General features: G+C 72.3%; 18 protein-coding genes. 10 read left to right on the forward strand and 8 right to left on the reverse strand.

All coding sequences use genetic code 11. The features are described from left to right. Window positions 1–47 precede the first annotated feature (47 nt). On the forward strand, window positions 48–953 hold the full coding sequence (locus K377_RS22465) for a DUF3558 domain-containing protein (protein WP_111665269.1): 906 nt from the start codon (window positions 48–50) through the stop codon (window positions 951–953). Between the two features lie 143 nt (window positions 954–1096). Continuing rightward, entirely contained in the window at window positions 1097–2482 is a 1386-nt protein-coding gene (locus K377_RS22470; RefSeq protein WP_111665270.1) for a DUF2637 domain-containing protein, read from the forward strand. A gap of 75 nt (window positions 2483–2557) precedes the next feature. On the opposite strand, the gene lysS is transcribed toward K377_RS22470, so the two are convergent. After that, window positions 2558–4381, reverse strand: a complete 1824-nt coding sequence (gene lysS / locus K377_RS22475) for a lysine--tRNA ligase (protein ID WP_237551642.1) — start codon at window positions 4379–4381, stop codon at window positions 2558–2560. 79 nt (window positions 4382–4460) lie between these two features. On the opposite strand from lysS, the gene K377_RS22480 reads away from it, so the two are divergent. Together K377_RS22480 and argS are read left to right on the forward strand one after the other, a co-directional pair. Further along, window positions 4461–4865, forward strand: coding sequence for a PA14 domain-containing protein (locus K377_RS22480; protein WP_309252242.1), 405 nt, complete (start codon window positions 4461–4463; stop codon window positions 4863–4865). A 385-nt stretch (window positions 4866–5250) separates the two neighbouring features. Continuing rightward, window positions 5251–7017 carry an arginine--tRNA ligase gene (gene argS / locus K377_RS22485; RefSeq protein ID WP_111665273.1) on the forward strand — a complete coding sequence of 589 codons (1767 nt, stop codon included), beginning with the start codon at window positions 5251–5253 and terminating at the stop codon, window positions 7015–7017. A gap of 28 nt (window positions 7018–7045) precedes the next feature. On the opposite strand, the gene K377_RS22490 is transcribed toward argS, so the two are convergent. Continuing rightward, the gene (locus tag K377_RS22490) at window positions 7046–8278 is read right to left on the reverse strand and encodes a helix-turn-helix transcriptional regulator (RefSeq protein WP_111665274.1); all 1233 of its coding nucleotides are present in this window, start codon (window positions 8276–8278) and stop codon (window positions 7046–7048) included. A gap of 175 nt (window positions 8279–8453) precedes the next feature. Here K377_RS22490 and K377_RS22495 point away from each other — a divergent pair, with 175 nt between their 5' ends. After that, window positions 8454–9212 carry a DUF4232 domain-containing protein gene (locus K377_RS22495; protein ID WP_111665275.1) on the forward strand — a complete coding sequence of 253 codons (759 nt, stop codon included), beginning with the start codon at window positions 8454–8456 and terminating at the stop codon, window positions 9210–9212. 37 nt (window positions 9213–9249) lie between these two features. Further along, entirely contained in the window at window positions 9250–9909 is a 660-nt protein-coding gene (locus tag K377_RS22500; protein ID WP_111665276.1) for a nucleoside/nucleotide kinase family protein, read from the forward strand. On the opposite strand, the gene K377_RS22505 is transcribed toward K377_RS22500, so the two are convergent. Further along, on the reverse strand, window positions 9884–11449 hold the full coding sequence (locus K377_RS22505; protein WP_111665277.1) for a FadD3 family acyl-CoA ligase: 1566 nt from the start codon (window positions 11447–11449) through the stop codon (window positions 9884–9886). The two genes, K377_RS22500 and K377_RS22505, sit on opposite strands and share 26 nt — an antisense overlap. A 119-nt stretch (window positions 11450–11568) precedes the next feature. On the opposite strand from K377_RS22505, the gene K377_RS22510 reads away from it, so the two are divergent. The 3 genes from K377_RS22510 to K377_RS22520 all read left to right on the forward strand — a co-directional run bounded on the left by K377_RS22510 (window position 11569) and on the right by K377_RS22520 (window position 14103). Then, window positions 11569–12720, forward strand: a complete 1152-nt coding sequence (locus K377_RS22510) for a lipid-transfer protein (RefSeq protein ID WP_111665278.1) — start codon at window positions 11569–11571, stop codon at window positions 12718–12720. Window positions 12721–12880: 160 nt separating this feature from the next. Continuing rightward, window positions 12881–13333 (forward strand): Zn-ribbon domain-containing OB-fold protein, encoded by a 453-nt coding sequence (locus tag K377_RS22515; RefSeq protein WP_111665279.1) that lies wholly within the window; start codon window positions 12881–12883, stop codon window positions 13331–13333. Continuing rightward, entirely contained in the window at window positions 13330–14103 is a 774-nt protein-coding gene (locus K377_RS22520) for an enoyl-CoA hydratase/isomerase family protein (protein WP_111665280.1), read from the forward strand. The genes K377_RS22515 and K377_RS22520 overlap by 4 nt, the downstream gene beginning before the upstream one ends. Here K377_RS22520 and K377_RS22525 read toward each other — a convergent pair. The 3 genes from K377_RS22525 to K377_RS41735 all read right to left on the reverse strand — a co-directional run bounded on the left by K377_RS22525 (window position 14100) and on the right by K377_RS41735 (window position 18084). Next, entirely contained in the window at window positions 14100–14633 is a 534-nt protein-coding gene (locus K377_RS22525; RefSeq protein ID WP_309252243.1) for a hypothetical protein, read from the reverse strand. The genes K377_RS22520 and K377_RS22525 overlap by 4 nt on opposite strands. Window positions 14634–14719: 86 nt before the next feature. Continuing rightward, window positions 14720–17092 (reverse strand): PQQ-binding-like beta-propeller repeat protein, encoded by a 2373-nt coding sequence (locus tag K377_RS22530; protein WP_111665281.1) that lies wholly within the window; start codon window positions 17090–17092, stop codon window positions 14720–14722. Between the two features lie 140 nt (window positions 17093–17232). After that, on the reverse strand, window positions 17233–18084 hold the full coding sequence (locus K377_RS41735; protein ID WP_161195083.1) for a VOC family protein: 852 nt from the start codon (window positions 18082–18084) through the stop codon (window positions 17233–17235). 173 nt (window positions 18085–18257) lie between these two features. On the opposite strand from K377_RS41735, the gene K377_RS22545 reads away from it, so the two are divergent. Then, window positions 18258–18905 (forward strand): TetR family transcriptional regulator, encoded by a 648-nt coding sequence (locus K377_RS22545; protein WP_111665284.1) that lies wholly within the window; start codon window positions 18258–18260, stop codon window positions 18903–18905. A gap of 100 nt (window positions 18906–19005) precedes the next feature. Here K377_RS22545 and K377_RS22550 read toward each other — a convergent pair whose 3' ends face one another. Together K377_RS22550 and K377_RS22555 are read right to left on the reverse strand one after the other, a co-directional pair. Next, a complete protein-coding gene (locus K377_RS22550; protein WP_111665285.1) occupies window positions 19006–19488 on the reverse strand; it encodes a nitroreductase family deazaflavin-dependent oxidoreductase in 483 nt (160 codons plus the stop codon). Continuing rightward, window positions 19488–20699, reverse strand: a complete 1212-nt coding sequence (locus K377_RS22555) for an acyl-CoA dehydrogenase family protein (RefSeq protein ID WP_111665286.1) — start codon at window positions 20697–20699, stop codon at window positions 19488–19490. The genes K377_RS22550 and K377_RS22555 overlap by 1 nt, the downstream gene beginning before the upstream one ends. Window positions 20700–20790 lie beyond the last annotated feature (91 nt).

Consider the following 20790-nt stretch of genomic DNA (forward strand, 5'->3'; position numbering starts at 1 on the left):
GTCGCGTGTCCGGTCCGTGCCTCTGTCCGCGTCCCAGTGAAGGAACCATGCACCGTCCGACCAAGCGACTCACCCGCATACTCGCCTGCGCCGCCGCCGTGCCGGTCGTTCTCGTCGTCGCCGGCTGCTCGTCCGACTCGGGTTCCGACGACGCGAGCGCCACGGACAAGGCGTCCTCCGGGGCGAAGGCGTCCGCGTCCACCGCGGGGGAGGCGGCGAAGAAGGTTCGGGCCGCGACGTACAAGTCCCTGCCGAAGGCGTGCGACGCGTTCTCGAAGAAGACGCTGAAGGACCTGGTGCCCGAGGGCAAGAGCAAGTCCGGGTCGTCCGACGGCGAGTCGACGCGGGACAGCTGCTCCTGGTCGAGCCTGGACAGCAATGGTGTCAAGGGCTCCCAGTACCGCTGGCTGAACCTGTCGATGGTCCGCTTCGACTCGGACGTGAACCGGGGCAGCGGCGACGACCTGGCGTCCGCGTTCTACGCGAAGCAGGTCAAGGACGCCCAGGCGAGCGTGGGCGCGAAGAAGCTGAAGACGTCCGAGCTCTCCGGGACGGGTGACGAGGCGACGCTGGTGCGCTTCGACAGCGCGTACAAGGAGAAGAAGAAGGACGTCACGTCGAAGCAGCAGACGGTCGTCTCGCGCGTCGACAACGTGGTCGTCACGGTGAGCTACAACGGTTCGGGGTTCGCGGGCGAGAAGACGCCGGACGCGGACGAGCTGTCGAAGGACGCCGAGAAGGCGGCGCGGGAGGCGGTGGCCGCGGTCGAGGGCACGGTGTCGTCCGGCAAGAGCGCTTCCCCGTCGGCGTCCGCGTCGAAGTCGGCGTCGTCCGGCTCGAAGGACTCCAAGGACGCGTCGGACTCCAAGGATTCGAAGGACTCGAAGGACTCGAAGGACGCTTCGAAGTCGCCGTCCGCGTCGGCCTCCGCCAAGGACGACAAGGACAAGTAGCCGTCGGCCGCCCGGCATTTGCCTGCGGTTTGAGGAGCCCGGCCCCTTTTGGGAGCCGGGCTCCCGGCGTACCGGCCCACAGCGGTCCGCACGCATGTGCCAGTCTGAGGGGCGCAACAAGCCGAACTGGGAGGGGAACTGGAGTGGCAGCGCCACTGAAGCTGACTCGGACGCACCGGATACTCGCGGGTGTGGTGATCGCGGGTGCGGTCGTCATCGCGGGCATCGGTTTCGCCGGTTCCTACGCGGCCGTGCGCGAGCTGGCGATCCAGAAGGGCTTCGGGAACTTCTCCTATGTCTTCCCGATCGGCATCGACGCGGGCATCTGTGTGCTGCTCGCGCTGGACCTGCTCCTGACCTGGATCCGCATTCCGTTCCCGTTGCTGCGGCAGACGGCGTGGCTGCTGACGGCGGCGACGATCGCGTTCAACGGCGCGGCGGCCTGGCCGGATCCGCTGGGCGTCGGCATGCACGCGGTCATCCCGATCCTGTTCGTGGTGTCGGTGGAGGCGGCCCGGCACGCCATCGGCCGGATCGCGGACATCACCGCGGACAAGCACATGGAGGGCGTGCGGATCACGCGCTGGCTGCTGTCGCCGCTGCCCACGTTCCTGCTGTGGCGCCGGATGAAGCTGTGGGAGCTGCGTTCGTACGAGGCCGTGATCAAGCTGGAGCAGGAGCGGCTGGTGTACCAGGCGCGGCTGCGGTCCCGGTTCGGGCGGGCGTGGCGGCGCAAGGCTCCGGTGGAGTCGCTGATGCCGCTGCGGCTCGCGCGGTACGGGGTGCCGCTGGCGGAGACCGCTCCGGCGGGGCTCGCGGCGGCCGGTATCGAGCCTCAGCTGCTGCCGCCCGCACCGCGGGCCGCCACCGCCGAACTGGAGGCATCGGCCCCGCAGGAGCGGATGCAGGAGCAGGCGCAGGAACAGGAGCAGGCGCAGCAGCCGGAGCCCCAGCAGCAGTCCCGGCCGGAGCCTGCCCCTCAGCATCCCCAGCAGCCCCAGCAGCCCGAGCAGGCGCAGCCGGGGCCCCAGCAGCACCCGGAGGCCCCGGGGGCCGACCCCGAGGCGGACGCGCAGGCGAGCCAGTGGTTCGCGCAGCAGCGGGCGGTGGAGTACCACGGCGGCTACGACCCGGACTTCGTGCCGCCCGCGGCGCCGGTGCACGGCCCGGAGCCGCGGCCCGTGCAGGAGGAGGCGCCGCAGCAGCTCCTGGTCCCGCACCCGCGCGCGGCGGAGCCGGAGCCGTCCGCCCCGGCCGAGCCCGAGCCGGAGTTCCCGGTGCCGAACGGGGCCGGCGGGACGCGGCAGCTCGGCGACGGGGCGGCGCAGCCGTCGGCGCCGTCGGACGAAGACCTGTACCAGGTGTTCCGGTACTCGATACAGGGTGAGGGCATGCCGACGCCGGGCGCGTTCCAGGCGAACGTGGAGGCGACCTACGGCAGTCGGCTCTCGCAGCGTGATCTGGCCCGCTACCACGAGATGTTCAGCAAGCGCCTGAACGCGGAGTTCGTGGACGACCACATCGCGTAGCGGCACGGGTCCCGATACGGGCGCGCCCCTGGAAGAGCGAGGCTCGTTCCAGGGGCGCGTTCCGTGCGGCGGGTGTCAGGCCGACAGGAGCTTGCGGACGCGGTCCGCGCCGACCGCGAGGAGCAGCGTGGGCAGGCGCGGGCCGGTGTCGCGGCCGACCAGGAGGTCGTAGAGCAGGGCGAAGAAGGTGCGCTGGGCGCCCTTGATCTCGGCGGGGAGTTCCTTGGGGGTGGCGTCGGCGGGGAAGCCGGCCTGCACCTTCGGAACGCCGTAGACGAGGTGGGTGAGCCCGTCCAGCGACCAGTGCGAGTCGAGCCCGTCGAGCAGCAGCCGGATCGAGGCGCGGGAGGCCTCGTCGAGCGCGGCCAGCGCCTCGGTGTCCGGCTCGGTGCGGACGATGGTGCGGGACTCGGCGGGCACGTACTTGGTGATCCAGGTCTCGGCCTTGTCGAGCCGCGGCCGCACCGTCACGAGGTCGGTGACCGGGTTCTCCGGGTCGAGCTCGGAGAGGATGCGCAGGGTCTGCTCGGTGTCCCCGGCGGTGACGTCGGCGACGGAGGCGAGCGTGCGGTACGGCAGCGGCCGCGGCGTGCGCGGCAGTTCGCGTCCGGCGACGCCGACGGCGCGGGTGTGTGCGGCGGCGTCGGCGGGCAGCGCGGAGCCGTCCGCGACCTTGCCGCTGAGCTTGTCCCACTCGTCGTAGAGCCGCTGGATCTCCTGGTCGAAGGCGATCTTGAACGACTGGTTGGGCCGACGGCGTGCGTAGAGCCAGCGCAGGATCTGCGGCTCCATGATCTGGAGCGCGTCACCCGGGGTCGGGACCCCGCCCTTGCTGGAGGACATCTTCGCCATGCCGGAGATGCCGACGAACGCGTACATCGGGCCGATCGGCTGCTTGCCGCCGAAGATCCGGTCGACGATCTGGCCGCCGACCTGGAACGACGAGCCCGGCGACGAGTGGTCGACGCCGGACGGCTCGAAGATGACGCCCTCGTAGGCCCAGCGCATGGGCCAGTCGACCTTCCAGACCAGCTTGCCGCGGTTGAACTCCGAGAGGAGGACCGTCTCGGTGAAGCCGTCCAGGGTGCAGGTGTAGGACAGCTCCGTCGTGTCGTCGTCGTAGGAGGTGACGGTGGTCAGGTCCTTGCCGCACTCGCCGCAGAACGGCTTGTACGGGTAGTAGCCGGCGCCGCTGCTGCCGTCGTCCTCGTCGGCCGCGCCGGAGCCCTCGGCGGCCTCCAGCTCGGCCTCGTCGACCGGCTTCTGGTTCTTCTGCTGCGGCTTCTTGCCGGTGTCCTTCTTGGTGCGGTACTGGTCGAGGATCGCGTCGATGTCGCCGCGGTGCTTCATCGCGTGCAGGATCTGCTCGCGGTACGTGCCCGAGGTGTACTGCGCGGTCTGGCTGATGCCGTCGAACTCGACGCCGAGGTCCGCGAGGGCCGCGACCATGGCGGCCTTGAAGTGCTCCGCCCAGTTCGGGTACGCCGAGCCGGCCGGGGCCGGGACCGAGGTCAGCGGCTTGCCGATGTGCTCGGCCCAGGAGGCGTCCGTGCCGGGCACGCCGTTCGGCACCTTGCGGTAGCGGTCGTAGTCGTCCCAGGAGATCAGGTGCCGGACGCTGTGGCCGCGGCGGCGGATCTCGTCGGCGACCAGGTGCGGGGTCATGACCTCGCGCAGGTTGCCCAGGTGGATCGGGCCCGACGGGGAGAGGCCGGAGGCGACGACGACCGGTTTGCCCGGGGCACGACGCTCGGACTCGGCGATGACATCGTCCGCGTAACGGGACACCCAGTCCGTGTGTTCGACGGTCTCCTGGGTGTCCGTGCTCGTGCTCTGGGCCACGGTCAGTCGGTCCTTCTCTTGTTTCGGGGTACGCGGTGCGCTCCGCGTCGACGCCATTGTCCCAGTTACCGCGGGGCGACGGAAAACGGATTGCCCATCGGTACAACCCCGGGCCCTTCACGAGGGTCCTGTCAGCGTGATCACTGACAGATTCGTGGCCGGGCGCCGTACCGCGGCGGCCGGTCTGGCGCTCGCCCTTCCGCTGGGCGGCGCACTGCTCGCGGCCCCGGCCGCTCATGCCGCCGTGACCTGCGGCGACACCACGTTCAAGCGGACGTTCTACTCGAACACCAGCTTCTCGGGCACCCCGAAGAAGACCGACTGCGACACCACGGTCGACCAGAACTGGACCGGCGCGCCGCTCTCCGGGATGGCCACGAACAACTTCTCCGTGCGCTGGTCGCTGACCCGTGACTTCGGCTCGGGCGGCTGCTTCGAGTACCGCCTGTCGGGCACGGACGGGCTGCGGCTGTACGTGGACGGGGTGCGCAAGGTCGACAAGTGGAAGAACACCGGGGACGCGGGCACCACGCTGTCCTGAACCGCCTCCCCGGACTCCTACCTGCTCCGGTCGGGCGCGACCGGGGTCTCCGGGCAGGCGCCCGGCTGCGGGCCGGTGGGGGCTGGTCGCGCAGTTCCCCGCGCCCCTGGGCCGCACCTCGTCCACCGGCCGGTGGCCTCTTCCCGCGCAGTTCCCCGCGCCCCTGAAGGCATGCGCTGCGCGCAGCCTTCCCCTGGGCGAGCGGAGCTCGCTTCAGGGGCGCGGGGAACTGCGCGACCAGCCACGACGGTGGCGCGCGTGAGAGACCACCTAGGGGCGCGGGGAACTGCGCGGCCGGGCTCCGCGGCCGGGAAACCGGTTTGCGGCCCCGTGGGATACTGGCGGGACCATCAAACAGCCCCGACCAGAACGGCAGCCCATACCCATGGCCCCGGTCACGTCCATCACCGCCAGCGTCAACCAGCGCCTCACCGCCGCCCTCACCTCGGCCCTGCCGGAGGCGAGCGGCGCGGACCCGCTGCTGCGACGTAGCGAGAGGGCCGACTACCAGGCCAACGGGATCCTGGCGCTCGCCAAGAAGGCCAAGGCGAACCCCCGGGAGCTGGCCACCCAGGTCGTCGCGGCGATCGAGAACGGCGACCTGCTCGCCGACGTCGAGGTCTCGGGCCCCGGCTTCCTGAACGTCACGGTCACCGACAAGGCGATCACCGAGACGCTCGCGGCCCGCGCCGCCGACGGCGACCGGCTCGGCGTGCCCACGAAGGCCACCCCGGGCATCAGCGTCGTCGACTACGCCCAGCCGAACGTGGCGAAGGAGATGCACGTCGGCCACCTGCGCTCCGCGGTGATCGGCGACGCCCTGCGCGGCATGCTCGACTTCACCGGCGAGCAGACGATCGGCCGGCACCACATCGGCGACTGGGGCACCCAGTTCGGCATGCTCATCCAGTACCTGATCGAGAACCCGGACACCCTCGCCCCGGCGGCGGACGTGGACGGCGAGCAGGCGATGAGCAACCTGAACCGGGTGTACAAGGCGTCGCGCGCCGTCTTCGACTCCGACGAGGAGTTCAAGGAGCGGGCGCGGAAGCGGGTCGTGGCGCTCCAGAGCGGCGACAAGGAGACGCTCGACCTGTGGCAGCGGTTCGTCGACGAGTCGAAGGTCTACTTCTACTCGGTCTTCGAGAAGCTCGACATGGAGATCCGCGACGACGAGATCGTCGGGGAGAGCGCGTACAACGACATGATGGCCGAGACGGCCAGGCTCCTGGAGGAGTCCGGTGTCGCGGTCCGCTCCGAGGGCGCGCTCGTGGTGTTCTTCGACGACATCAAGGGCAAGGACGACCAGCCGGTCCCGCTGATCGTGCAGAAGAAGGACGGCGGCTTCGGCTACGCGGCCTCCGACCTCTCCGCGATCCGGAACCGGGTCACCGACCTGCACGCCACGTCGCTGATCTACGTCGTGGACGTACGGCAGTCCCTGCACTTCAAGATGGTCTTCGAGACGGCGCGGCGGATCGGCTGGCTGAGCGACGAGGTCACGGCCCACAACATGGGCTACGGCACGGTGCTCGGCGCGGACGGCAAGCCGTTCAAGACGCGTGAGGGCGAGACGGTCAGGCTTGAGGACCTGCTCGACGAGGCCGTCGAGCGGGCCACGGCCGTCGTCCGCGAGAAGGCCGAGAAGGTGGGCCTGACCGAGGAGGAGATCGTCGAGAACGGGCGGTACGTCGGCATCGGCGCCGTGAAGTACGCGGACCTGTCGACGTCGCCGAGCCGGGACTACAAGTTCGACCTGGACCAGATGGTGTCGCTGAACGGCGACACCAGCGTGTACCTCCAGTACGCGTACGCGCGGATCAAGTCGATCCTGCGGAAGGCCGGCGACAGCGCCGCCCCGGTCGCGCACCCGGAGATCGCGCTGGCCCCGGCGGAGCGGGCGCTCGGCCTGCACCTGGACGCGTTCGGCGACACGGTCTTCGAGGCGTCGGCCGAGTACGCGCCGCACAAGCTGGCCGCGTACCTGTTCCAGCTCGCGTCGCTCTACACGACGTTCTACGACCAGTGCCCGGTCCTCAAGGCCGAGACGCCCGAGCAGGTCGAGAACCGGCTGTTCCTGTGCGACCTCACGGCCCGCACCCTGCACCAGGGCATGGCGCTCCTCGGCATCCGTACCCCCGAGAAGCTCTGACGGCGGCGTACGCCCGGACGCCCCGGCTCTACTGCTGTTCCTGGCGCGCGATCCATTCGCCGCCGCCGAGGGGATAGTCGTAGCCGGGGCGTCCGGCGTTTCCGCTGGTGCGGAACGGGGTGCCGCCGTTGTCGACGCGGACGGTGCCGTGGCGGCCGCCGCTGGAGTATTCGAGGGTGAGTTCCCAGCGCACGTCGTGGGCCTTGGTGTGGGCGACGACGTAGAAGACCTCGGGGTCGGACTCGCTCACCTTGTACGGGAAGTCGCGCTGGCCGCCCTTGACGGTGACGGCGGGGCTGCCGTCGTCCAGGTCGACGTCGAAGGACTTGGTGTCGACGCCGCCGCCGCAGCCGCTGCCCATCGCGTAGTCGTTCCAGGCGAGCGGCGCCGACTTGGAGACGACGCGGACGCTCAGCGCCTCCAGGACGACGGTCCGCGCGCCGCTGCCCTGCACGGTGAGCGCGACCTCCTGCTCGCCGGAGGAGACGGCGCCGTAGGCGGCGGCCCACCGGGTCGCGTCCTGTTCGCCGGCGGGCGGGCCGACCTGGGCCGGTTCGCTGTCGACGAGGAAGTGCTGGCTGCACGGGCTGTCGTAGACGTAGGGGCGGGTGTTGACGTTCAGCGGGGCCGCGCCGCCGCTGTCCGGGCCCTTGGCGTCGCCGCCGGATCCGGCGGTGGACGACGGTGCGGACGTGGTCGCCGACGCCGACGGCTTCGTCTTCTTCGAGGGGCTCGCGGAGGGTGACGGCGTGGCGGACGCCGACGGGTCACGGTCCGCGCCGGTCCGCCCGGCGGCCGTGGCTTCGGCCGCCTGCCGCCGGTCCGCGTCACCGCCGCCCCCGCCGCCGAGGTTCACGGCGAGCACCACGGCCCCGGTGACGGCCGCGACCGCGATGCCCGCGATGACGGCGGTGCGCCTGCGGGATGCGGTGACGGGACCGGGGTGCGCGACGGCCTCCTCGTCCGGCTCCGGTACGGGTTCGGGCGCGGGGGCGGGGTCTGCTTTCCGTCCGCGTGCCGCGTCCGCGAGGATCCACCGCCGGTGCAGCTCCACCAGTTCCTCGGGGGCGGCCTTGCAGAGCCGGGCGAGCCGTTCCACGGGTGCGTAATCGGTGGGCACCGCGGTGCCGTTGCAGTAGCGGTGCAGGGTCGACGTGCTCATGTGCAGCCGCTTCGCCAGCACGCCGTAACTCAGCCCCGAACGGTCCTTCAACTCCCGCAGCAGCTGCGCGAACCCGTCTCCAGACACCCGTTCCTCCATGCCCCCGCGTCCCGTTCCGGCGTTCCAGGGGACCAGTGTTCCCCCAGGTCAGAGCCCGTTTCAGCGTTCCAGCGTGCCGAACTACCGGTTGGTTGTGGCACCTGGGACGGATCACCCCGCAGGCTCTGGGTCATCCAAGCACCACACCGACCCGAACTCCCAAGGGGCTCAACCAATGACCGGCATCCGCACCTCCCGCACCCGCCTGCTGACCGCCGCCGCGACCGTCGCGATCGCCGCGCTCTCGCTCACCGCCTGCGACGACGGATCGGGCGTCAAGGACGAGGGCGCCTCGGGCGCCTCCTCCCCCGTCGCGTCCTCCTCGACCGGCGCGCAGGACGCGTCGAAGGACGCGTCGAAGGACGCATCGAAGGACGCGTCGAAGGCGCCTTCCGGCGACGACGCGAAGACCGGCTCGGACTCCGGCTCGAAGGGCTCGGGCACGACGTCGAAGACCTCGGGCGGCACCGCTACCAAGGCCCCGGCGGGCACGGCGGCCGCCGCGAAGCCGGTCACCTGCTCGGGCGCCAACACCAGGACGGTCGCGGCCCCGCTGACCCGGCCCATCAACCACATGCTGCTCACGGTCACCAACACCGGCTCCAAGTCCTGCTACCTGTACGGCTACCCGGTCGTCCGCTTCGGCGAGGCGCAGTCGGTGCCGCCGGTCGTCGAGGACTCCCAGCCGCAGGCCGTGGTGACCCTCGCCCCCGGTGAGTCCGGTTACGCGGCGGTGCTGCTGTCCGCCGCCGACGGCAGCGGCAAGCACGGCCACACCGAGAAGAGCCTGGAGGTGATGTTCCAGCCCCGCTCCATGAGCGGCTCGCTGCCCGCGACCGCCCACCCGGCGCTGCCCGCCGACGGCGCCTACATCGACGACTCGCTGAAGGTCACGTACTGGCAGCAGGACCTGGACAACGCCGTCCAGTGGTGACGCCCTCCCGTGATGACGCCCGTGAAAGGCTCGTCCCATGCCGTACGTCGATGAGCTGACCGCCCGCGCCCGCGCCCTCGTCTCCCGGGGCGGCCCGCGCCGCGTGCTCGGCATCGCGGGCCCGCCGGGCGCCGGGAAGTCCACGCTCGCCGAGGCCGTGGTCCGCGCGCTCGGCGCCGACGCGGCGCTGGTCCCCATGGACGGCTTCCACCTGGCCGACACGGAGCTGCGCCGGCTGGGCCGCGCGGACCGCAAGGGCGCCCCGGACACGTTCGACGCGTACGGGTACGGCGCCCTGCTCGCCCGGCTGCGGGGGCCGGGCCACGGCGAGACGGTCTACGCGCCGTCCTTCGAGCGGGAGTTGGAGCAGCCGCTGGCGGGCGCGCTGCCGGTGGCGCCGGGCGTGCCGCTGGTCGTGACCGAGGGGAACTACCTCCTCCTGGACGAGGAGCCGTGGTCGACGGCGGTCCGCCCGCACCTCGACGAGGTGTGGTGGGTGGCGGTCGACGACACGGTACGGGTGGAGCGGCTGGTCGCCCGGCACGTGGAGTTCGGCAAGACCCCGGACGGGGCCCGCGCCTGGGTGGAGCGCTCGGACGAGGCGAACGCCCGCCGGGTGGCGCCGGGCCGCGCGCGGGCGGACCTGGTCGTGGACATCGCTACCGGACGGCTCAGCCCGCCCGCAGCTCCTGCTTGAGCACCTTGCCGGAGGCGTTGCGCGGCAGGTCCGTGACGAACTGGACGGTCCGGGGCACCTTGTAGTTGGCCATCTCGCGGCGGGCCCACGCGATGAGGTCGTCGCCGGTGAGGACAGAGCCCGGCCGCCGCACCACGTACGCCTTGCCGACCTCGCCGAGCCGCCCGTCGGGGACGCCGACCACGGCCACGTCGGCCACGTCGGGGTGGACGCCGAGCAGTTGCTCTATCTCGGCGGGGTAGGCGTTGAAGCCGCCGACGATGAACATGTCCTTGATGCGGTCGGTGATGCGCAGGTTGCCGCCGTCGTCGAGGACGCCGACGTCGCCGGTGTGCAGCCAGCCGTCCTCGGTGATGACCTCGCGGGTGGCGGCGGCGTCCTCGAAGTACTCGCGCATGACGTTGAAGCCGCGGACCAGGATCTCTCCGGGTTCGCCGGGCTCCGCCGCCACCTTCAGTTCGGTGCCGGGGATGGCCCGGCCCGAGGTGGACGCGATGGTCTCGGGGGCGTCGCCGCGGCGGCACATGGTGACGATGCCGCTGGCCTCGGTGAGGCCGTACGCGGTCAGGACGGTGGCGACGTGCAGCTCCCCGCGCAGCCGCTCGACCAGTCGCAGCGGCACCACGGCGGCGCCGGTCACCACCACGCGCAGCGCCGACAGGTCGTGGGCGTCGCGCGCCGGGTGGTCGAGCAGCGACTGGTGCAGGGTGGGCGGTCCGGGGAGGACGGAGATGCGCTCGGCGGCGATGTTGGCGAGGACCGTGTCCACGTTGAAGACGGGCTGCGGGATCATCGTGGCGCCGCGCATCAGGCAGGCGATGATGCCCGCCTTGTAGCCGAAGGTGTGGAAGAACGGGTTCACGATCAGATAGCGGTCGCCCTCGCGCAGCCCGGCGAGGTCCGCCCAGATCTCGTAGCCGCGCAGGGTCTGTTCGTGGGTGATGACGGCGCCCTTGGGGCGGCCGGTGGTGCCCGAGGTGAAGATGATGTCGGAGGCGTCGGCGGCCGCGACGGTGTCCGCCCGCTTGCCCACCTCTCCGGCGGTGACCTTCTCCCCGGCCGCGAGGAACTCCTTCCAGGTGCGGTAGCCGGGCGCGTCGGGCGCGGTGTCGGCGAGCACCACCACCTCGTGCAGGTGCGGGAGTTCGGCGCCGGCCTCCTGGGCGCGGCGCAGCGAGGCGACGTAGGAGGTGCCGAGGAAGGTGCCGGTGACGAAGAGCAGCCGGGCCCGGGAGCGGGCCAGGACGTCGGCGGCCTCGGCGCCCTTGAAGCGGGTGTTCAGGGGGACGAGGACGGCGCCCGCGCTGACCGCGCCGAGCGCGGAGACGATCCAGTCCAGGGTGTTGGGGGCCCAGAGCGCGACCCGGTCGCCGGGTTCGACGCCGGAGGCCAGGCAGGCCGCCGCGGCCCGTTCCACACGCCCGCCCAGTTCGGCGTACGTGATGCGGGTGCGTCCGTCGACGACGGCCTCGCGTCCGGCATAGCGATCGACCGCGTCCCTGATCAGTCCCGGGATGGTGCCCCACGTCTGCGCGTTCATCGACCGACCTCCCACAACGCCGTACCCGACCCGTAGCTGACTATCCGTCAGATTAGCTGTAGCCTGACGCGCTGTCAGCCCAGAGATCCAGGTGCACAGGTTGCACAGGCGGGGGTGCCATGGTGAGCAGCATCAAGGACGCGACGGCCATCGCCGGAATAGGACAGACGGCGTTCGCCAAACAACTCCCCGAATCCGAGAAGACATTGGCGTGCCGCGCGATCCTGGCCGCCCTGGACGACGCGGGCCTCGCCGCGTCCGAGGTGGACGCCTTCGCCTCGTACACGATGGAGGAGACCGACGAGGTCGAGGTGGCCAAGGCCGTCGGCGCCGGCGATGTCACGTTCTTCTCCAAGGTCGGTTACGGCGGCGGCGGTTCGTGCGCGACGCTCGCCCATCTCGCCGCCGCGATCGCCACCGGCCAGGCGAGCGTGGGCGTCGCCTGGCGCTCCCGCAAGCGCGGCAGCGGCCCGCGCCCGTGGAAGAACACCGCCGTCCAACTCCCCACGCCCGCACAGTGGACGCGGCCGTTCGGACTGCTCCGGCCCGCCGACGAGATCGGCATGCTGGCCCGCCGCTACATGCACGAGTACGGCGCCACCCGCGACCACCTCTTCAACGTCGCCCTCGCCTGCCGCAACCGGGCCAACCAGAACCCGGCCGCCATGATGTACGAGCGCCCGCTCACCCGGGACATGTACATGAACGCCCGCTGGATCAGCGAGCCGCTCTGCCTCTTCGACAACTGCCTGGAGACGGACGGCGCGCTGGCCTGCGTCATCGTCTCCGCCGAGCGCGCGCGGGACCTGCGGCACAAGCCCGTCTACATCCACGCGGCCGCGCAGGGGCTGCCCGCCCAGCACCACGGCATGGTCAATTACTGGAACGACGACCCGCTGACCGGGCCCGCCTGGACGGCCGCGCGCCACCTGTGGAAGAACTCCGACCTCACCCCGCACGACGTGGACGTCGCCCAGATCTACGACGCGTTCACGCCGCTGATTCCGCTGTCCCTGGAGGGGTACGGGTTCTGCGGTCGCGGCGAGGGCGGCGCCTTCACCGAGGGCGGCGCCCTGGAGATCGGCGGCCGCCTCCCCGTCAACACGGGCGGCGGCGGCCTCTCGGAGGCGTACGTCCACGGCTTCAACCTGATCAACGAGGGCGTGAAGCAGCTCCGGGGGGTGAGCACGGCCCAGGTACCGGACGCCGCCACCTGCCTGGTCACCGCGGGCGAGGGGGTGCCCACCTCAGCGGTGCTGCTGCGGAACTAGCCCGGACGCGCACCCGGCGCTGGGGGGCCGCCTTGCCCACCCTGCCGCCCTTGGCGGCAGATTGCCCAAGACGGCGGGGCGCGGGGCTGTATCGATATGCGGCTCCGCCGCGTGAGCGCGAGCAACCACCCACAACCTGCACCGGCGAAGGAGCCGCACCATGGCAGACGCGAAGCCCCACCTGCTCACCCCGCTCACGGACGACGACGGCGCCCCCTTCTGGGACTACGCCGCCCGAGGCGAACTGCGCATACAGGCCTGCGCCGACCCCGAATGCAAGGAACTGCGCTTCCCGCCCCGCCCCTGCTGCCCCCACTGCCAGTCCTTCGACGCCGAGTGGCGGAAGATGAGCGGCAGGGGCCGCATCTGGTCGTACGTGATCCCGCACCCCCCGCTCCTCCCGGCCTACGCCGAACTGGCCCCCTACAACGCGATCATCGTCGAACTCGCGGAAGCCCCCCGCATCCGCCTGGTCGGCAACCTCGTCACGTCGCCCGACGCCCCTCTGAACTCGGTCCCCCAGGACCGGCTGCGGATCGGCGCCAAGGTCCAGGCCGTGTTCACGGAGATCGACGGCGTGCACGTCCCCCGCTGGGTCCTGGAGCGGCCATGACGCTCGACGTGACCCGCGACGAGGAGACCGGGGTGGCCGTGGTCACCCTGAACCGCCCGCACCGCCACAATGCCCTCGACCGGGCGACGATCACCGAACTCGGCGCCGTCTGGCGGGAGTTCCGGCACGACGACACCGTCCGGGCCGTCGTGCTCACCGGCGCCGGCGACCGCGCCTTCTGTACGGGCATCGACCGCGACCTGACCGTCCCGCAGCCCTCGTCCCCGTACTCCATGGACGATCCGCTGCTCACCGTCGGCCCGAAGGCCAACGACCTGTGGAAGCCGGTGATCGCGGCGGTGAACGGGATGGCGTGCGGCGGCGCGTTCTACCTGCTGGGCGAGGCGGAGTTCGCCGTCGCCGACGAGACGGCGACGTTCTTCGACCCGCACACGACGTACGGCATGGTCAGCGCCTACGAGTCGGTGTACCTGGCACAGCGCATGCCGCCGGGCGAGGTGGCGCGGCTCGCGCTGCTCGGCTCGGCGGAGCGGATGTCGGCCCGGCGGGCGTACGAGACCGGCCTGGTCAGCGAAGTCACCGCGCCCGGCGGGGCGTTGGCGGCGGCCGTGCGCTGCGCGGAGACCGTCGCCGCGCACCCCACCGAGGCGGTGCAGGGCACCGTGCGGGCGGTGTGGGCGGCGACGGAGGCGGCCCGCGACCGCGCCTTCGCACAGGCCCCGCACCTGATCGCGCTCGGCAATCTGCCGCCGGACCGTCAGGCGGAGCTGTTCAACTCCCGTGCGCAGGGCGGCCATACGACGCGTTAGGTGTGCAGCAGCGCCTCGGGGTCGACCTCGCAGTGGTCCACCACGGCGTCCGGGCGGTCGCCGCCGACCGGCACCTTCGTGGTGACCTTTCCGTTCGCCGGGACCTTGACCTCGTGGAAGAGCGCGTTGACCGTGCCGCCGGAGGAGTCGACGAAGGCGACGTGGACATCGAAGCGCACGGCCTTGCCGTTGGGGTTGGTGACCTCGACGGTGGCGTACCGCGCCGTGGCGGTGGCGCAGGTGATCAGGCGCGCGGTGCCTTCCCGCACGGAGATTCCGCTGCCCGTCGGCGACGGCGTGGAGCGGTGGCGCGGCCGCCACGTGGAGCCGCCGCTGCCGTAGGAATCGTCGTCATCGTCGTCGTAGTGCGAGGATCCGGACGTTCCGCCCGATGTGCTGCTCGACGAACTGTCGTGGTCCTGCGACGAGCTGCTGCACCCGCCCCCGCCGCTGCTACTGCTGTGGTGGCGGCCGTGTCCCCTGGAGAATCCCGTCAGGGCGAGCACCACCACCGCCGCGACGGCCGTCAACCTCAGAATCCTGCGTCCCCGTATCATCACGCCGGGCACCATACCCGGCACGGCACGCGGGGACGCCCCCGGTGACCGGCTCGTTGCTAACGGCTGGTCCCGGTCCCCTTCTCCGCGTCCAGCGCGTACACGCAGCGGTCCTTGCTGCACGCGTAGACGACGCCGTCGGTGACGACGGGCGTTCCGGTGATCTCGCCGCCGGTCGCCAGCTTCCAGCGCAGCCGGCCGTCGTCCGCCTTCAGCGTGTAGAGCAGGTGGTCCGTCGAGCCGAAGTGGATCCGGCCGTCGGCGACGACCGGGGAGCCGACGATGTCCCCGCCGGCCTGGAACCGCCACTTCGGGGTGCCGGTCACGGCGTCCAGCGTGTAGAGCCCCTGCCCGCTGCCCACGTGGACGTGGCCGCGCGCGACGAGGACCGGGTCCACGGCCGAGGGCCGGGCCTCGGTCGCGATGCGCCAGCGGTCGCGGCCGTCGGCGGCGTCGAGCGCGTACACCGTGCCGTGGTGGTCGACGAGGTAGACCCCGCCTCCGGTGACGGCGGGCCCGGGCACGAACGCGGGCGGGCTCAGGAAGACGGCCGGTGCCTCGAAGTGCCAGCGGACCTGCCCGGTGGCGACCTCGATGGCGAGGACCCGGGTGCCGGCGGCGACGTACACGTATCCGTCGTCGGCGGGGGTCAGCCGGACCGGCACTCCGCCGCAGGAGGCGGCGTCGCCGACCGGGTACGACCAGCGTTCCTCGCCGGAGCGGGCCTCCAGGGCGCGCAGCCGCGCGTCCTGCCACACGTAGACGGTGTTCTCGTGGACGACGGGGCCCGCCTCGGGCGTCTCGAAGTCGGTCTGGCAGCCGGTCAGCTCCCACAGCGGGTCGCCGCTGACGGCCTCGCGGGCCTGGGCGCCGCCGCCGCGGGTGCCGGTGACGACGGTGCCGTGGCCGGCCTGGACGGAGTAGACCCAGGCGTCGGTCTGGAGCCGCCACAGGTCGGAGCCCTCGCGGGCGTCGAGGGCCCACAGGGTCGGGCCGTCGGAGGCGTGGATGATGCCGTCGGCGACGGTCAGCGACCAGGCGACGTCGCGGGTCTTGAAGCGGCGCCGTCCGGTGGCCGTGTCGAGGGCGTGCACCTCGAAGGAGGTGACGTAGACGAGGTCGCCGGCGACCTTGGGGGTGCCCCACACGTCGTTCGACATGCGGAACCGCCACGGGCGCCAGCCGGCCGGGCCCTCCGCGGGGGCGGGGGTGGGCGCGGGCACCACCGGATCGGGCGAACCGTTCACGGACGGCTTCCCGCGGGACCAGGACGCGGCGAGCCCGGACTCGGCGGGCGGCGCCTGCACGGCGGCGGCGCGGGCGTCGGCGACCCGGGGGCCGGGGCCGATCGGCACCTGCGCCCCGGCGAGGTGGACCGGCCCGTCGGCGGCGCGGCCGGGCCCGGCGGGGGCGGCGACCGGCGACGCGACGGGCGAGCCGCGCCAGCCGTCTGTGGAGACGGGTGACGGGGGCGGCTGCGGCGGCATCGCGGGCATCGGGCCCGGGCCGCGGGACGCCTGCGGGCGCACCACGGTGCGGCTGCCGCGCCGGGACTCGATCATCGCGACGGACCGCTCGGGCAGCCACGCGGACGCGGTGCCGCTGTCGTCGCTGCCGGAGCCGAAGAGGTGCGGGGCGAGCTGCGCCTGGAGGTCGGCCGGGGACGGGCGCAGGCCCGCCTCCATCTTCATGCAGGACTCGATCAGCGGACGCAGCTCGTCGGGGAGGCCCTCGATGTCGGGGCCCTCGCGCAGCAGCATGAAGACGGTCTCCACCGGGTTCGCCCCGTGGAACGGCGCGTGGCCGGTCGCGGCGAAGACGAGAGTGGAGCCGAGCGAGAACACGTCGCTCGCGCCGGTGACGCTGCGGGAGTCCTTCGCCTGCTCGGGCGACATGTAGGCGGGCGTGCCCACCGCCACGTTCGTCATCGTGAGGCGGGTGTTGGAGACGCCGGACGCGATGCCGAAGTCGATCACGCGCGGGCCGTCCTCGACGACGAGGACGTTCGACGGCTTGAGGTCGCGGTGGACCAGGCCCGCGCCGTGGATGGACTGCAACGCCTCGGCGACACCGGCCGCCAGCCAGCGCACCGCCTGGGCGGGCAGCGGCCCGCAGTCGTTCACCATCTCTTCGAGGGAGGGCGCGGGCACGTACGCGGTGGCGAGCCACGGCACGGCCGCGCGGGGATCGGCGTCGACGACGGCCGCCGTGTAGAAGCCGGACACCGCCCGGGCCGCCTCGACCTCGCGCGTGAACCGGACCCGGAACAGCTGGTCCTCGGCGAGCTCCGTGCGCACCGTCTTGATCGCCACGCGCCGGCCCGAGGCCGAGCGTGCCAGATAGACCAGACCCATGCCGCCCGCGCCGAGCCGTCCCAGGACCTCGAACGGACCGATCCGCCTCGGATCGTGCTGCGTCAGCTGATCCACCACTCGCCTGCCACCTCCCCGTACGGGGCCACCGCACTCACGGCCCCCGACAGCGTCTCACCACCGAAGCGCTACGGCGGCACGCACCCCGATTCTTCCTGTCCGGGGCCCCGGTTGCGAACCCGGGGGCACATCGGGGTGTCTCACACCTCCCGCAGGGCGAAGAGGGCGCCCTGGTCGTCGGCGAGCACGGTCACCCTGCCGGACCCGGTCGGGTGCGCCGGAACCCGTATCTCGCCGCCGAGCCGGAGGGCGTCCGCGGTGGTGGCCTCCAGCTCCGCGGTGCCGAAGTGCACGAGAAAACGCCCGGTCAGCGGCGTGCCGGGGGAGGCGCGGCGGCCGGCGACCGCGGTGGTCGGGGACGGGACGGTCCCGGCGGGCGCCCAGAGCCGCAGCCCGTCGCGGGTACCCCCGACGACCCCGTCACGGGCCGCGTCCCCGGCTGCGTCCTCGGCTGGGTTCTCGGCTGCGTCCCCGGCTGCGTCCTCGGCCGCGTCCTCCGCCGCGTACGAGAAGACGGTCTCGTAGAAGGCGTCGGCGCGTGCGGTGTCCCGGACCACCAGCTCCGTCCAGCAGTAGGCGCCGGGCTCCCCCGCCACCTCGAAGCCGAGGTCGCTGCCCGCCTGCCACAGTCCGAAGATCCCGCCGTCACGGTCGGTGACGAGCGCCATGGTGGCGGCCGTGCCCAGGGAGAGCGGGCCGGTGATCACCCGGCCGCCGGAGCGGGTGACCCGGGCGGCGGTGGCGTAGGCGTCCCGGACGGCGAAATGCACGGTCCAGGCCGGTCCCGCGCCGCCGAACAGGGGGGCGAGGGCGGCGACGGCCCGGTCCGCGCTGTACGCCGCCGTGTAGTAGCCCCGCTCGGCCCCGGCGCCCTCGTCGAAGGTCCAGCCGAAGAGATCGCCGTAGAAGCGCTTGCCCGTCTCGACGTCCGGCAGCTGGACGTCGGCCCAGCACGGGGCGCCTTCCGGGAACGCGCTGCGTACGGGGGCCATGGCGGCACGCTAGCCACGCAGGTCAGGGCCCCACTGTTCACATTCGTACGAATGGCCAGATCCGGTCGTCGCTCGTACCGGTTTCGACCGGTGACCGGTCCCGTTTCATGGGCTCCAACCCCATTTGCAGTCGGCCAGATCGCGCTCCGATCACCCCTCGGTAAGCTGACGGCATGACAGGACAAGTACGTACCGTCGACGGTCGTGTGGCCGGACGGCGTGGTCAGGCGACACGTCAGAAGCTGCTCGACTGCCTCGGCGAGATGCTCAGCTCCTCGCCCTACCGGGACGTCAAAGTCATTGATGTCGCGCGAAAGGCGGGCACTTCGCCCGCGACCTTCTACCAGTACTTCCCGGACGTCGAGGGCGCCGTCCTGGAGATCGCCGAGCAAATGGCGGCCGAAGGGGCCGAGTTGACCGGTCTCGTGGCCGACCGCTCCTGGGTCGGCAAGGCCGGCTGGGCGACCGCGCAGGAACTCGTGGACGGGTTCCTGGAGTTCTGGCGCAAGAATGACGCGATTCTGCGCGTCGTCGACCTCGGTGCGGCCGAGGGCGACAAGCGGTTCTACAAGCTCCGCATGAAGATCCTGAACTCGGTGAACAACTCCCTTGCCGACGCGGTGAAGGACCTTCAGGACAAGGGCAAGGTCGACAAGGACGTGAGCCCCGCCGCGGTGGCGGGTTCACTGGTCGCGATGCTCGCGGCGGTCGCCTCGCACCAGAAGGGCTTCCAGACCTGGGGCGTCAAGCAGGCCGAACTGAAGCCGAACCTGGCGCTGTTGGTCCACTTGGGCGTGACCGGAAAGAAGCCGACGAAGTAACGGCACTTCTTTCCCCGGTCCTGTCGGACGGCGGCGGTTCGCGTGATCAGCGTGAGCCGCCGCCGTTGCCGTTGGAGCCGGTCTCCCGTACTCGCCCGCGTCAGGGCGTGCGCCGCTCCAGCCGGAACAGCCTGATCTCCCGGTCGATCCGGGCCTGATACGCGGCATAGGGCGGCCAGAATCTCAGCGCCGCCGCCCAAGCCTCCTTCCGTTCGGCCGAGTTGAGCAGCCGGGCGGTGACCGGAATGTCCTTCCCGCGCCAATTGATCTCCGCGTCGGGGTGGGCCAGCAGATTCGCGGTCCACGCCGGATGTCCGGGCCGGCCGAAGTTCGACCCGATCAGCAGCCAGGTCCCCGCGCTCTCCTCGGGCATGCAGGCGAGCGGTGTACGCCGTTCGAGGCCGCTGCGGGCGCCGCGGGCGGTGAGGATGACACCGGGCAGCATCTGCGCGCTGAGCAGCACTTTTCCCCTGGTCAGCCGGTGGACGGTGCGGTCCATCGCCGGAATGACGTGCGGGGCGAGCCGGGCGAACGTCCTGGTCGACGACACCTTCTGCACGAGCCGGAGCCCCGGCGCCGCCATCAGGCGCTCACCGCGGCGGCCGGGCCGAACAGCCCGGCGGTCTGCGCGGCGCGGGCCCGCAGCAGGTGCACGGGCCCGAAGAGCAGCTCGTCGCCCGCGGCCCGCTTCAGGTACAGATGGGCGTCGTGCTCCCAGGTGAAGCCGATGCCGCCGTGCAGCTGGACGGCCTCGGCGGCGGCGGTGCGCAGCGCCTCCAGTGCCTGGGCGAGCGCGAGCCCGCCGGCCCGCTCACCGCCCGTGCCCCCGGTGTCCCCGGTGTCCCCGGCCGCCCAGGCCGCGTAGTACGCGGCGGAGCGCGCGGCCTGCACGGTCACGTACACATCGGCGAGCCGGTGCTTGACCGCCTGGAACGAGCCGATGGGCCGCCCGAACTGCTCGCGCTCCTTGACGTACTGGACGGTCCGCTCCAGGGCCCGGTCGGCGGCGCCGACCGCGTCGGCGGCGAGCAGGGTGGCGGCGGTGTCCCCGACGGCGGCGAGCGCGCCGGGCACGTCACCGCCCTCCTCCCCCAGCAACTCGGCCGGCACATCGCGCAGTTCGAGGCGGGCCTGTGGCCGGGTCTCGTCGAGCGAGGTCTGCCGGGTGCGGACGAGTCCGGCTGCGTCCTCCCGTACGAGGAACAGCAGGGTCCGGGAGCGGGCGAAGCCGCCGGTGTGCGCGGCGACGAGGAGGAGGCCCGCGCTGTGCCCGTCGAGGACCTGCTCGGCCTGCCCGTACAGGTGCCAGGCGCCGTCCGCCCGGCGGGCCTGGACGCCGCCCGCGCGCCCGCCGCCCGCCCAGTCGCCGGTGTTCTCCGCGACCAGGCCGAGGGCCGTGGCCAGGCCGGTGCCGGGGACGGCGAGGGCGGCGGCGAGGCGGCCGGCCGCGATCTGCGCGAGCAGCGCTTCCCGCTGGGCGTCGGTGCCGAGCGCGGCGATCAGCGGGGCGGCGAGTCCGCAGGTCGCGAAGAGCGGGGAGGGCGCCAGGGCCCGCCCCAACTCCTCCTGTGCGAGCGCGAGTTCCGTGACGGTGGCGCCGACCCCGCCGTACCGCTCGGGCAGCGCCAGGCCGGGCAGTCCGAGCTCGGCGCCGAGCGCGCCCCACAGGGCGAGGTCGTGGCCTGCCGGGGTGCGGGTGGCGGCTTTGACGTCGTCCGGGGTGCAGCGTTTCGTGGTGAGTTCGCGCAGGGTACGGCGGATCTCCTGCTGTTCCTCGGTGAACGTGGCGTCCATGCGGGCCCCTTTCTGACGGGGCGTCATGTTAGAGCGCGGGGCCGCGCATGCCCAGAGATTTCCGCCTCCCGATTCCCTCTGCCCACCTCCC

Source organism: Streptomyces sp. PsTaAH-137 (genome assembly GCF_003259365.1).
GTDB lineage: Bacteria > Actinomycetota > Actinomycetes > Streptomycetales > Streptomycetaceae > Streptomyces.